Raw genomic sequence first — 12,927 nt, 5'->3', positions numbered from 1 at the left:
CTCGGGCACAGTCTTGCGAAACAGCCGACGATCGGAGTGGGAATTGCCTGTCACGCGTAGATCCTTCATGCGGGGGCTCGGTGTCACCGGGGGTGCCGGCCTGGCCTACGGGGCGATGTCCTCGATAGGCCTGGCCCCAGCGGTCTCCGCTTCGCCCGCACGGTTCCAACCACCGGCGATGGGTGACCTGATCGGCAGGGCGGACGGGGCGCCGAAGGTGGTGATCCTCGGCGGCGGTCCGGCGGGACTGTGTTCGGCCTACGAGCTGCAGAAGGCCGGGTACGACGTCACCGTGCTCGAAGCACGGACCCGACCCGGCGGGCGGGTGTGGTCGGCGCGGAACGGGACCGAGGAGACCGACCTGAACGGAGAGACGCAGACCTGCACGTTCTCCGACGGTCACTTCTTCAATGTCGGCGCGACACGAATCCCGCAGAGCCACATCACGATGGACTACTGCCGTGAGCTCGGCGTCGAGCTCCAGATGTTCGGAAACCAGAACGCGAACACGATGGTGCACTACAAGAGCGATACGCCACTGTCGAACACCTCGATCACCTACCGAGCGGCGAAGGCGGACACCTTCGGTTACATGTCGGAGCTGCTGCAGAAGGCGACGAATCAGGGCGCGCTGGATCAGGTGTTGAGCAAGGACGACAAGGATGCGCTGTCGGAGTTCCTCTCGAGCTTCGGTGACCTTTCCGACGACGGCCGCTACCTCGGTTCGACGCGTCGCGGGTACAAGTCGGAACCCAACGCGGGCTTGGACTTCGGCGAGCAAATGCCTCCGTACGGTATGTCCGACGTGATCCGCAGCGGGATCGGCCGCAACTTCAGTTTCGACTTCGGATACGACCAGGCGATGCTGATGTTCACACCCGTCGGCGGCATGGACCGTATCTACTACGCGTTCCAGGACAAGATCGGCGCCGACCGTATCCGCTACGGCGCCGTGGTCGACTCGATGAAGAACACGTCGTCGGGAGTGACCGTGCGGTTCACGGCGGACGGGAAGACCGAGTCGATCGACGCGGCGTACGCCATCTGCACCATTCCGCCGCACCTCGTCGAGCGCCTCGACACGGACCTTCCGGCGGACGTTCGGCAAGCGCTGAAAGCGGCCAAGCCGACGTCGTCGGGCAAGTTGGGAATCGAGTACTCGCGTCGGTGGTGGGAACTGGACGACCGAATCTTCGGCGGTGCCAGCAACACCGACAAGGACATCGCCCAGATCATGTTCCCGTACGACCACTTCAATTCTGACCGCGGCGTGGTGGTCGGGTACTACAACACCGGCAAGCGGCATCAGGCCTTCGAATCGCTGACACACCGCCAACGACTGGCGAAGGCGGTGGCCGAGGGGTCGGAGATCCACGGCGAGCAGTACACGCAGAACATCGCGTCGTCGTTCTCCGGAAGCTGGCGCCGCACCAAGTATTCGGAATCGGCCTGGGCATCGTGGGCCGGGGCCGGGGACAGCCACGGCGGCGTCGCGACACCCGAGTACGAGAAGCTGCTCGAGCCGTCCGGCAACATCTGGTTCGCGGGTGATCATCTGTCCAATTCCATTGCGTGGCAACACGGAGCGTTCACATCCGCTCGGGACGTCGTCACCGCCATCCACCAGCGCGTCACCGCGTGAGGAGAGAAACCATGTCGAGAAAAGTGCTCGTGTCCACCCTCGTCTCGGCCGGCTTGATCGTCGGCGCCGCGTCGTGCTCGTCAGATACACCCGAGGCCGAGACGCCGGCGGCCGCCGTGGCGCCGGTCCTCGAACCGGGTGAGCCCAATCCCATGATCGCGCAGGGGGTCTCGATCCCGGCAGGGACCTCGATGTACAAGACGAGCGGTATCGGCCCGTCCAAGATGAACACCGCCGCTGCCGACGGCACCCCCGAGTCGTACATCGACACCGATCAGTTCTCCGGCGGCACACTTCCCGCCGGTGTCACGGTCACCGAGGCTCAGGGCATCAACGTACTGAAGGCGATCCGCACCAACCTGGAGAACCAGGGCCTGTCGCTCGACGACGTCATCACCATGCGCGTGTTCCTGGACAACGCACCCGGCACCGACCGTGCGGACTACGCGGGCTGGAATCGCGCATACCGCCAGTTCTTCGCCAACACCAACCTGGATTCGGGCGATACCGAACTCGTGTCGATGGGAACGGCCGAACCCTCTGCGCCCCTCGAGCGTAACGCTGCGAGGCCTACTCGGTTCGCGCTCGAAGTTGCGAGCCTCCCGGTCGCCGGGTGGTTGGTGGAGGTCGAGGTGGACGTGGTGAAGCAGGCGGAGGACGGTAGCTAGTCGCGGGTCGTGAAGTCGCTCAGCAGTCCCGTGTAGTGCTTGGCCGGCGGCGAGGCGAACTCGCCTCGCTTGCCGGTCCCCAGCCTCAGCGTGACGAGCGACTGCACGAAGAGCGTTGCCGCAGCGACACCGTCGACGACGGGGACCCCGATCTCGTCCGAGATGTGTCGGCACAGATCCGCCATCCCGGCGCACCCGAGGACCACCGCGTCGGAGCCGTCCTCGATGACGGCGTGGCGGCACGCCTCGGTGATGACCTTCAGCGCATCCGGGTCGGTCTCGAGTTCGAGAACCGGAATCTCACACGCGTGGATGCCCCGGCACTGCCGGGCGAAGCCGTAGTGATCGGCCAGGTCCTGCGCTCGCCCGATGGTTCGGCCGAGCGTGGTGACGACGGAGAAGCCCCGGCCGAGAAAACTCGCGGCATGCATTGCGGCTTCGGCGATTCCGACGACGGGACCGGTGGCGAGTTCGCGCGCCGCGTCCATACCGGGGTCGCCGAAGCAGGCGATCACATAACCGTCGACTCCGTCGCGCTCGCCGTTGGCGATCTCGGCGAGAATGCCGGGCACGGAGAGGGCTTCGTCGTAATGGCTCTCGATGGACGCCGGCCCCATGGACGGGCTGACCGCCTCGACGAGTGTGCCCGGACCGGCTACGGCCCGGGCACACTGCTCGATCGTGGCGGTCATCGACCAGGTGGTGTTGGGATTGATGACCTTGATGAGCACGAGAAAATGCTAGCCCTTCACGGGGGCGTCGAAGTTCGTGACAGCCAGCTTGGTCTTCGTCGCCAGGTACAGGTAGACCACGAAGCCCAGCCCACATCCGATGAACCAGCTGTACTTCGAGGCGGTCGACATACCGGGGATCTGCATGCCGTCGATGGCCCCGTTGAACAGCACGGTGAACATGGCGACGATCGCGCCGACGACGGTGGCGTACACCGCCGCCGGGTTGTAGCCCTTCTTGTACCAGTAGAGGCCGGTCTTCTCCATCGAGAACAGTTCGTCGACCACCACGTGCTGCTTGCGGACCAGGTAGTAGTCGGCGATCAGAATGCCGAACAGCGGGCCGATGAACGCACCGAGCGTCTCGAGCGTGAGGTGGATGACGTCGGGGTTGTTGTACAGGTTCCACGGTGTGATGAGCACCGAACCGACGGCGGCGATCATGCCGCCTGCACGCCAGCTGATCCGCTGCGGGTCGACGTTGGAGAAGTCGAAGGCGGGGGAGATGAAGTTGGCGACGATGTTGATGCCGATGGTCGCGATCGTGAACGTCAACGCGCCCAACACGATTGCGAAGGTGCTGTCGATGCGGGCGACGGTCTCGACCGGGTCGGTCAGCAGTTCGCCGAAGACCGGCACGGTGAGCGACGCCGTCACGACCACGAGGATCGAGAACATCAGGAAGTTGACGGGCAGCCCGAGGAAGTTGCCCTTCTTCACCGCGGCGTAGGACTTGCCGTAGCGGGAGAAGTCGCCGAAGTTGAGCATCGGCCCCGAGAAGTAGGAGACCACCAGCGCGATGGCGCCGAGCATCACGGGAATCGCGTCGAGGCCGGTGTACTGCACGTCGCCGAGGTTCAGGTCGATAGCACTCCAGCCGGCCTTGTAGATCAGGTAGCCGCACAACATGAACATGACGACGTAGACGGCGGGGCCGCAGAAGTCGATGAACTTGCGAATGGACTCCATGCCGCGCCAGAACACGGCCGCCTGCAGGACCCAGAGGAAGAGGAAGCTGACCCACCCCAGCAGCGACAGCCCGAGGAAGCCGTAGTCCGCGACGACCGCGTACTTGCCGAGCCCGGGGAAGAGCTTGATGAGCACGATGTCCAGGGCGGCCGAGGCGAGGAACGTCTGAATTCCGTACCAGGCCACCGCGATCAGGCCGCGGATGATGGCCGGGATGTTGGCGCCGAGGACGCCGAAGACGCTGCGGCAGATCACCGGGTACGGAACGCCGGTCACCTGTGAGGGTTTGGCGACGAGGTTACACAGTGCGTAGACGATGGTGATGCCGACCAGCAGCGACACCAGCACCTGCCAGCTCGCCAGACCGAGCGCGAAAAGGCTACCGGCGGTGACGTATCCGCCGACCGAGTGGACGTCCGACATCCAGAAGGCGAAGAGGTTGTACGACGTCCACGACTGCTTCTTCAGCGGCGCGAGGTCCTCGTTGGTCAGACGCGGGTGGTAGCCGTCCTTGATCAGACCACCGCCGACCGGGTGGCCGGACGCCTCGATCAGATCGTTGGCACCGGGTTGGGCGCCGGGCGGCGGATCGAAGGGACCCGAGTGGGGGACGGTGTCGGTCATGAACTTCTCCTGATCGTGCGCAGCAGAAAAGCGAATGACGAAAAACTAACCAAGAAGTATTTCGCCACTGTTGCGCCAGCGATATATCTTCACTGTTCCGTTTTCAGCCCCGCTTCGTCGCCGATCGTGGCGATGACGCCGTTCAGTCGGTCGTGGTGGCGCTCGGACGCGTCGAGCAGGGCGGCGACGTCTCGCGCCACGAACGCGTCGAGCATGTCCTTGTGATCGGCGTGCAGCGCCGCTCGGTCGGTGCCCGCAACGTGCACCATCGGTTGGATCGGTTCGGTGATGTTCCAGGCTGCTTCGAGCATGTGCAGCAGGCGCTGCATCTTCGACGGTCGGGCCAGTGCCATGTGGAACTCTCGGCTGAGTCGGTGGTAGCGCTGCGGATCGTCGATGGACCCGCGCAGTTCGGCGTCGACGGCGACGGCGGTGGCGTGATCCTCGGCGGTGGCCGCCTCCGCGGCCGCGGCGAGAGCAGCCGTCTCGAGTACCTCGCGCACGATGTACATCTCGCGCAGCTCGGCCGAAGTCAGTTGCGCCACCGAATAACCCGAGTTGGGACGGTGGTCGACGAGACCTTCACCGATCAGAGTCTTGAGCGATTCGCGCACCGGAATTCGGCTCACCCCGAACAGATCGGCGACGTCCCCGAGCGGAATGGGAGTTCCGGGCGGCACGTCGCCGGCGAGGATGACCCGCCGCAACTCGTCGAGAATGGCGCCCTGCGATCCTCCGGGCGCGTCGATGGCCAACTGCGCGAGAAGGACGGACCGTCGGCGGGGTGGCACCGTTCGGACTGTAGCGGCGTCCCCAAGCCTCCGCAGTGTGTACGGCAGTGCAGTGTGTACCGACTAGGCTCAGGCGTGTGACCGAGGGGGAGAACATGGTCTTGGGGGATCAGCGGTGGCCGGATGTGGAGAAGTCGGCGCTCATCGCCGTGCCCGTCGGGTCACTCGAGCAACACGGGCCGCATCTGCCCCTCGACACGGACACTCGCATCGCTACCGCTGTGGCACAGGCGGTTCCCGGTGGGATGCTCGCGCCCGCCATCGCGTACGGGGCCAGCGGCGAGCACGACGGATTCGCCGGGACCATCTCGATCGGCATCGCCGCTCTGGAAACCCTTCTCGTGGAATACGGACGGTCCGCATGCCTGTGGGCGTCGCGCGTGGTATTCGTCAACGGCCACGGCGGTAACGCGTCGGCCGTACGGGCGGCTGTGATGCTCCTGCGCCACGAAGGTCGTGACGTCTCGTGGTTTCCGTGCGCCGTCCCCGGCGCCGACGCCCACGCCGGGCTCACCGAGACGTCGATCATGTTGGCCCTCGATCCGGACTCCGTGTCGGTCGACAAGCTGGCTCCCGGCGCGCTCGACCCGATCGACGAGATCATGCCCTTACTGCGCGCCGAGGGTGTTCTCGGCGTCGCCCCCAGCGGTGTTCTCGGTGACCCGACGAAGGCGAACGCGAAGGAGGGGCAGGAGATGCTCGATGCACTCAGGGGGCGTTTCGAGGCTGCTGTGACGGCCTGGAAACCGCGCAGCGGCGGAAATCTGGCCTGAGGCAGCCCAATATCGGCCTCCTTGTGACATAGAACAAGTCGGTTGCTTACGATGACCCGATGCACAACGGTCGGTTGCCCGATGGCTTCGGGGTGAGAATCGACCCGCACGTGAAATCCCTGTCCGGCGGTCGCGTTCTGATCGGCGGATCACCCACTCGCATGCTCATGCTGGCGCCGGCCGCCGCTGCGATGATCGGCGACGGATTCCTGAAGGTGTCCGATCCGGATTCCGCCGTGGTTGCCCGCCGTCTCCTCGACTCCGGAGTCGCCAACCCGCGGCCGATGTCGACGCCGTCGGCCGCCGACGTGACCGTGGTCGTCCCGGTCCGCGACAACCCCGCCGGGCTCGAACGGCTCCTGCACACGTTGCGCGGTCTGTGCGTGATCGTCGTCGACGACGGATCGACGGTTCCGGTCGACACGAGCTCCTGGGGACTGCAGACCGGATCCGTGACGATCATCCGGCACCCGGTTTCGCAGGGTCCGGCCGCAGCGCGGAACACCGGACTCGAAGCCGCCGCAACCGATTTCGTGGCGTTCCTCGATTCCGACGTGGTCCCGCGGAAGGGGTGGCTCGAAGTGATTCTGAGCCATTTCTCGGATCCGTCGGTCGGATTGGTCGCTCCGCGCATCGTGGCGCTCGAGCCGGAGGGCAGCGCCCTCGCCCGGTACGAGCACGCCCGCAGCTCGCTGGACCTCGGCCGGAAGGAAGCGCCGGTGCATCCGGGCGGGCCGGTGTCCTACGTCCCGAGTGCCGCGGTGGTCGTGCGTCGCAGCGCTGCCGTCGAGTGCAAGGGCTTCGACGAGTCCATGCACGTGGCGGAGGACGTCGACCTGTGCTGGCGGCTCGAGGATGCGGGCTGGAGGCTGCGCTACGAGCCCGTCGCGCGCGTTGCCCACGACCACCGCGTCGACTTCCGAAAGTGGTTCCAGCGCAGGATGTTCTACGGAACGGGTGCGGCGTCGCTGGCCGCGCGGCACGAGGGCAAGGTGCCGCCCGTCGCGATGTCGAAGTCGACGCTGCTCGCCTGCCTCCTCGCCGCGTCGGCCACCCGATCCGGTCTCCTGGGTTTGTTGGCGACACTGGCCGTCACGGTGACGCGCCTGCGGAAGGTGTTCGTCGAACTCGATCACCCGGTGCGGTTGGCCGGCCTGTTCGCCGCGCAGGGCTTCGTCGGCGGAATGTGGCAACTCGCGTCGGCCATGCTCCGGCACTACTGGCCCGTGACGGTCGTCGCGATGGTGCTCTCGCGCCGAGTGCGACGGCTGGCCATCGCGCTGGCTCTCGCCGAAGGTATGTGGGACTGGTTCGAACACCGAGAACCCGGCGGATTGGGCCCGGTGCGCTACACCGCCTACAAGCGGCTCGACGATCTCGCCTACGGCACCGGGCTGTGGTCGGGTGTCATCGACATGCGCGACCCGCGAGCGCTCGCTCCGCGACTGGTGTGACGGCTGCACATCGATCGTCCGAACCCGATGTGATCGTGATCGGTGGGGGCAGTGCAGGTTCCGTGTTCGCCGCCCGCCTCACCGAGAACCCCGATCTGCGGGTGACGGTCCTCGAGTCCGGTCGCGGTTTCGACGAGACGTGGCCCGACGGGTTGCTCGACGCGTCGACTCTGCCGATCGGGCCGGGCAGCGAGTGGACCGACGTGATCGACGTCGACCTGACGCCCGACAAGCCCGCCACCATCGCGCGCGGACGAGTTCTCGGCGGGTCGGGTGCGGTGAACGGCGGATACTTCGTGCGGGCCCGGCCCGAGGACTTCGCGGCGTGGCCGCAGTCGCTGTGGTCGTGGCCGCAGGTGCTAGGCGCGTATCGGCGCAGTGAGACCGACGCGGATTTCGGCGGCGCCGACCACGGCAGCGAGGGTCCCATGCCGGTGTCCCGGTCGACATCACCCAGTCCCATCACCAAGGCGTTCGAAACAGCCTGCGCACGAGACGGTTTCGCGCAGCTCCCGGATCTCAACGCCCGGGACGCAGGCGACGGATTCGGCCGCGTCCCGTCCAACGTCCGGGACGGCCGGCGCGTCAATGCGGCGCTGGCCTACCTCGCGCCGGCTTGGAGCCGCCCCAACCTGGAGATTCGGTCGCGGACGTCCGTCGGGCGGATCCTGCTCGACGGCACGAGGGTGGTGGGCGTCGAGGGTCGGGACGCCGGCGGACCGTTCGTCCTACGGTGCGACCGGGTGGTTCTCGCGGCCGGCGCCGTCCGCACTCCGAGCCTGCTCGCTCACTCCGGAATCGGATCGGCGGCCGACGTGAAGGAGATCGGCGTCGACGTCGTCGTCGACCTTCCCGGCGTCGGTCACGGAGTCAGCGATCACCCCGAGGTCGCGGTGCCGTACCGCGGGCCGGCGTCGTCGACGGGCGGTACTGCACTCGAAACCGTTCTCCATCACGACGGCCTGGAACTGCGTCCGTTCTCGTCGTCGTTCGATCGCATGATCGCCGGACTACCGGTGGGGGACCCGACGATCGGTGTCGCTCTGATGTCGCCGACCAGTAGAGGTGACATCGCATTCTCGCGAGATCCGTACGCGGCCCCGCGAATTCGGTATCGGTACCTGCGCTCGGACGTCGATGTACAGGCCATGACTACGGGGGTTGTTCTCGCGCGGGCGCTGGTGGCCTCGATGGGATTCGTCCCGCACGCCGCGGCCTCGCTCGCCGACCGACTGGGTACGTCTCTTCATCTCTGCGGGAGCGCGCAGATGGGCAGCGTGGTCGACGACCGGTGTCGAGTGCGCGGTGTGGAAGGTCTGAGCGTCGTCGACTCGTCCGTCTTCCCGGAGGTGCCGTCCCGCGGACCGCACGCGAGCGTGATCATGGTGGCCGAGCGGGCCGCCGAGCTGTACCGGGACAGTCTGTGAGCTGCGTTACAGTAGAGTAAAACAGTCGAAAGGCGCGGATGTGAACTCCTCTTCTGCTGCGGCGGGGAACCCCTGGGTTGCCGTTCGCCCGGGAGAAGATGCCCGCGCCCTGGCTCGGTCGGTGTCGAAAGCGCACGAGACCTTTCTCGCGCACCGGCTGAACACCGACATCGGACCGTCCAACGTCCGGTCCGTGGTTCTGGACTCGTGGCTGCGCAGCAAGCGCATGGGCGTCGATCCCGACCGCGCGGCCGAGGGTCTGCTGAGCGGAATCGAACTCGAGCAATATCGCAACGACCACCCGATGTCGATCATCCGCCCGGTGGTGCGCAAGCTGCTGGTCGAGGATGCGGCCGACACGGGCCTGCTCGTCGCGATCACCGACGCGTCGGGGCGGATGCTCTGGGTCGAGGGCGACTCGGTCGCCAAGGATCGCGCCACGGCCATGAACTTCGTCGAGGGCGCCGACTGGAGCGAATCCCGCGTCGGCACCAACGCGCCGGGGACGGCGCTCGCCATCGATCACAGCGTGCAAATCTTTGCGGCAGAGCACTTCTCGCGTCCGGTGCAGGAATGGAGCTGCTCGGCCGCTCCCGTCCATCACCCGCTGACCGGGCAGATCCTCGGCGCCATCGACATCACCGGCGGACCCGGTGTCGCCGTGCCGGCCGTGCTGTCTCTCGTCCGAGCGACGGTGGCCGCGGCAGAATCCGAGCTTCGGCTGCACCTTCTGGAAAGCCCGCACGCGGCGCTCGATCTCGCTCCGCGCCTCGAGGTGCTCGGGGCCGGTCGCGCGACGCTCGTGCGCGGGCACGAACGTATTTCGCTCTCGCAGCGTCACGCCGAAATGCTCCTGTTGCTGACCACCCACCCGGAGGGTCTGAGTTCCGACGCCCTCGCCGTGCTGCTCGACGAGGGCGACCTCGACTCGGTGACCATTCGAGCCGAAATGTCGCGCCTGCGAAAGGTGTTCGGTGCGGAAGGCCTCGGTTCGCGCCCATATCGGCTGTTGACCGAGCTGCGCTCCGACGTCGGCGACGTGCGGTCCGCACTCGACCGCGGTGACATCGCTGCGGCCCTGCGGCTCTACTCCGGGCCGCTGCTGCCCGCGTCGTACGCCCCCGGTGTCGACGACCTTCGCGAAGAGCTGCGCGTCCGCATGCAGGCCGAGCTGTTGCGCACCGGCGATCCGGTGCTCTTGGCGCGGTGGACGGCGTCCGTGCACGGACGGGAGGACGCGTCGGCGTGGACTGCGTACCTGTCCTCGCTGAATCCGTCGTCGGCGCTGCACGCCCAGGTCAAGGCACGTCTCGACCTGCTCGGACGCTGACGCAACGTTGTTGCAACCCTCGCGAACCTAGTGTTCTGAATCACAGACCTCTGGTATGTCCAGGGGTAGGTCTGACGAAGGAGCACCGAAGAAAATGACTGTTTTCGCTCGACCGGGTACGCCCGATGCTGCGATGTCCTTCCAATCCCGCTACGACAACTGGATCGGGAACGAGTGGGTGGCGCCAGTCAAGGGCCAGTACTTCGAGAACCCGACCCCGGTCACCGGCCAGAACTTCTGCGAGGTGGCCCGCTCGACCGTCGAGGACATCGACCTCGCGCTCGACGCCGCGCACGCCGCCGCCCCCGCCTGGGGCAAGACCTCCCCGGCCGAGCGCGCCGTCATCCTCAACAAGATCGCCGACCGCATGGCCGAGAACCTCGAGTCCATCGCCCTGGCCGAGGCCTGGGACAACGGCAAGCCGATCCGCGAGACGCTCGCCGCCGACATCCCGCTCGCCATCGATCACTTCCGCTACTTCGCGGGATGCATTCGCGCGCAGGAAGGTTCGCTCTCCGAGATCGACGGTGACACCGTCGCCTACCACTTCCACGAGCCGCTCGGCGTCGTCGGGCAGATCATCCCGTGGAACTTCCCGATCCTCATGGCCGTGTGGAAGCTCGCTCCCGCACTCGCCGCGGGCAACGCCGTCGTTCTGAAGCCGGCCGAGCAGACCCCGGCCTCGATCCTGCACCTGTTCTCCATCATCGGCGACCTGCTGCCGGCCGGTGTGGTCAACATCGTCAACGGATTCGGCACCGAGGCAGGCAAGCCGCTCGCGTCGAGCCCGCGCATCAAGAAGATCGCCTTCACCGGCGAGACCACGACCGGCCGACTGATCATGCAGTACGCGTCGCAGAACCTGATCCCGGTCACGCTCGAACTCGGTGGAAAGAGCCCGAACATCTTCTTCTCCGACGTTCTCCAGGCCAACGACGACTACCAGGACAAGGCCCTCGAAGGCTTCACGATGTTCGCGCTGAACCAGGGCGAGGTCTGCACCTGCCCGTCGCGCTCGCTCATCCAGGCGGACATCTTCGACGACTTCCTGGCGCTCGCGGCCATTCGCACCAAGGCTGTGCGGCAAGGAGATCCGCTCGACACCGAGACCATGATCGGTGCGCAGGCGTCCAACGATCAGCTCGAGAAGATCCTCTCGTACATCGAGATCGGCAAGGGTGAAGGCGCCCAGATCGTGACCGGTGGCGAGCGCGCCGAACTCGGCGGCGACCTCAACGGCGGCTACTACGTGCAGCCGACCATCTTCACCGGCAAGAACAACATGCGCATCTTCCAGGAGGAGATCTTCGGACCGGTCGTGTCCGTCACGTCGTTCTCCGACTACGACAACGCCATCGAGATCGCCAACGACACGCTGTACGGCCTCGGCGCCGGTGTCTGGTCGCGTGACGGCGGCGTCGCCTACCGCGCCGGTCGCGACATCCAGGCCGGACGCGTCTGGACCAACACGTACCACCAGTACCCGGCGCACGCCGCGTTCGGCGGTTACAAGCAGTCGGGCATCGGCCGCGAGAACCACAAGATGATGCTCGATCACTACCAGCAGACCAAGAATCTTCTGGTGAGCTACGCACCGAAGGCACAGGGCTTCTTCTGATGGTCGGTGGGCCACCGCAGTCGGACGCAGTGCCTCCTCCGCGCATGAAGGCGACCGTGGCCGCGATGGATCTGCTGCGGAAGCTGCGCGGTGCCAACGGGGGACTGATGATGCATCAGTCCGGCGGATGCTGCGACGGGTCCTCCCCGATGTGTTATCCCGCAGGCGAATTCATCGTCGGAGACAGGGACGTGCTCCTCGGTCTGCTCGACCTGCGGGTCGCGGTGGACGAGGTGCCGTCCGACCTCCCCGAGGGTGACGACGGCGTGCCGGTGTGGATTTCGGGGTCGCAGTTCCAGGCGTGGAAGCACACCCAGCTCGTGCTGGACGTGGTTCCGGGCCGGGGCAGTGGCTTCTCCCTCGAGACGCCCGAAGGTCTTCGGTTCCTCAGCCGCGGTCGCGCGTTCACCGCGGAGGAGAACGAGTTGCTGACCGACGTTCCGGCGTTCGTCGGGGTGGACTGGGAGGAAGGCCGGCGCCCACCGCTTCCGGACGAGGCAATCGTGGTTGCCGAAGCCGTGGACGCGTGCCCGGTGCCCGGGATGGCCCTGCAGTAGAAATGCAGCAGTAGAAACACCGCTTTGGACAAAGCCGGCGTCCGGCAATTCGATCGACGAATTGCCGGGCGCCGGCTTCGTCGTGTGCATCGGGTAGAAGTGCAGTGCGTAAAAGTGCACGTACAGGGGTTGTCTGCCCGCAAACAATCCCCGAGGCTTTTCGCCGCGATTACGTTGACTTGCGCGAGCGCCGCGTGGTCCCATCAGGGTGTTCCCGCTTTACGCGGAGATTCTTTTACACGTTGCTGCAGCGCCCGAATTTCGTCGGGGGGCCTTGCCGTTTCATGGACCACCCGAAATCGGCCTGAAACCCACTCGATCCCGTTTCGGTCTCTACCCACGA

Annotated in this window: 11 protein-coding genes; 8 read left to right on the top strand and 3 right to left on the bottom strand. The window is 66.3% G+C overall.

What is annotated here, in order from left to right; all coding sequences use genetic code 11:
- Nucleotides 1-67 precede the first annotated feature (67 nt).
- Nucleotides 68-1,642: a flavin monoamine oxidase family protein gene (locus tag AC59JP_RS15860; RefSeq protein ID WP_497326761.1), complete on the top strand. Its 1,575-nt coding sequence runs from the start codon at nucleotides 68-70 to the stop codon at nucleotides 1,640-1,642.
- 11 nt (nucleotides 1,643-1,653) lie between these two features.
- Nucleotides 1,654-2,310, top strand: coding sequence for a Rid family hydrolase (locus AC59JP_RS15855; protein WP_497326760.1), 657 nt, complete (start codon nucleotides 1,654-1,656; stop codon nucleotides 2,308-2,310).
- On the opposite strand, the gene AC59JP_RS15850 is transcribed toward AC59JP_RS15855, so the two are convergent.
- The 3 genes from AC59JP_RS15850 to AC59JP_RS15840 all read right to left on the bottom strand — a co-directional run bounded on the left by AC59JP_RS15850 (nucleotide 2,307) and on the right by AC59JP_RS15840 (nucleotide 5,425).
- Nucleotides 2,307-3,041 carry an aspartate/glutamate racemase family protein gene (locus tag AC59JP_RS15850; RefSeq protein WP_497326759.1) on the bottom strand — a complete coding sequence of 245 codons (735 nt, stop codon included), beginning with the start codon at nucleotides 3,039-3,041 and terminating at the stop codon, nucleotides 2,307-2,309. The two genes, AC59JP_RS15855 and AC59JP_RS15850, sit on opposite strands and share 4 nt — an antisense overlap.
- A 9-nt stretch (nucleotides 3,042-3,050) precedes the next feature.
- Nucleotides 3,051-4,634 (bottom strand): NCS1 family nucleobase:cation symporter-1, encoded by a 1,584-nt coding sequence (locus tag AC59JP_RS15845; protein WP_497326758.1) that lies wholly within the window; start codon nucleotides 4,632-4,634, stop codon nucleotides 3,051-3,053.
- 89 nt (nucleotides 4,635-4,723) lie between these two features.
- Entirely contained in the window at nucleotides 4,724-5,425 is a 702-nt protein-coding gene (locus AC59JP_RS15840; RefSeq protein ID WP_497326757.1) for a GntR family transcriptional regulator, read from the bottom strand.
- Between the two features lie 95 nt (nucleotides 5,426-5,520).
- Between AC59JP_RS15840 and mftE the strand changes: the two genes are divergently transcribed.
- The 6 genes from mftE to AC59JP_RS15810 all read left to right on the top strand — a co-directional run bounded on the left by mftE (nucleotide 5,521) and on the right by AC59JP_RS15810 (nucleotide 12,584).
- The gene (mftE, locus tag AC59JP_RS15835; protein ID WP_497327087.1) at nucleotides 5,521-6,198 is read left to right on the top strand and encodes a mycofactocin biosynthesis peptidyl-dipeptidase MftE; all 678 of its coding nucleotides are present in this window, start codon (nucleotides 5,521-5,523) and stop codon (nucleotides 6,196-6,198) included.
- 59 nt (nucleotides 6,199-6,257) lie between these two features.
- Entirely contained in the window at nucleotides 6,258-7,652 is a 1,395-nt protein-coding gene (gene mftF / locus AC59JP_RS15830; protein WP_497326756.1) for a mycofactocin biosynthesis glycosyltransferase MftF, read from the top strand.
- The gene (mftG, locus tag AC59JP_RS15825) at nucleotides 7,649-9,079 is read left to right on the top strand and encodes a mycofactocin dehydrogenase MftG (RefSeq protein ID WP_497326755.1); all 1,431 of its coding nucleotides are present in this window, start codon (nucleotides 7,649-7,651) and stop codon (nucleotides 9,077-9,079) included. Before mftF ends, mftG begins: the two co-directional genes overlap by 4 nt.
- Before the next feature lie 40 nt (nucleotides 9,080-9,119).
- Nucleotides 9,120-10,409 (top strand): helix-turn-helix domain-containing protein, encoded by a 1,290-nt coding sequence (locus tag AC59JP_RS15820; RefSeq protein ID WP_497326754.1) that lies wholly within the window; start codon nucleotides 9,120-9,122, stop codon nucleotides 10,407-10,409.
- A gap of 94 nt (nucleotides 10,410-10,503) precedes the next feature.
- Entirely contained in the window at nucleotides 10,504-12,027 is a 1,524-nt protein-coding gene (gene adh, locus AC59JP_RS15815; protein ID WP_497326753.1) for an aldehyde dehydrogenase, read from the top strand.
- Nucleotides 12,028-12,092: 65 nt separating this feature from the next.
- A complete protein-coding gene (locus AC59JP_RS15810) occupies nucleotides 12,093-12,584 on the top strand; it encodes a DUF779 domain-containing protein (RefSeq protein WP_497327086.1) in 492 nt (163 codons plus the stop codon).
- The last annotated feature ends 343 nt before the right edge of the window (nucleotides 12,585-12,927 follow it).

The sequence above is a fragment of the Rhodococcus sp. 320_ES genome, assembly GCF_059691855.1.
This window is presented reverse-complemented; position numbering and strand designations above follow the sequence as displayed.

Coding starts and splice junctions, on each gene's coding strand:
- mftF (WP_497326756.1), top strand. CDS start 6,258: ATGCACAACGGTCGGTTGCCCGATGGCTTCGGGGTGAGAATCGACCCG.
- mftE (WP_497327087.1), top strand. CDS start 5,521: ATGGTCTTGGGGGATCAGCGGTGGCCGGATGTGGAGAAGTCGGCGCTC.
- adh (WP_497326753.1), top strand. CDS start 10,504: ATGACTGTTTTCGCTCGACCGGGTACGCCCGATGCTGCGATGTCCTTC.
- AC59JP_RS15860 (WP_497326761.1), top strand. CDS start 68: ATGCGGGGGCTCGGTGTCACCGGGGGTGCCGGCCTGGCCTACGGGGCG.
- AC59JP_RS15855 (WP_497326760.1), top strand. CDS start 1,654: ATGTCGAGAAAAGTGCTCGTGTCCACCCTCGTCTCGGCCGGCTTGATC.
- AC59JP_RS15845 (WP_497326758.1), bottom strand. CDS start 4,634: ATGACCGACACCGTCCCCCACTCGGGTCCCTTCGATCCGCCGCCCGGC.
- AC59JP_RS15810 (WP_497327086.1), top strand. CDS start 12,093: ATGGATCTGCTGCGGAAGCTGCGCGGTGCCAACGGGGGACTGATGATG.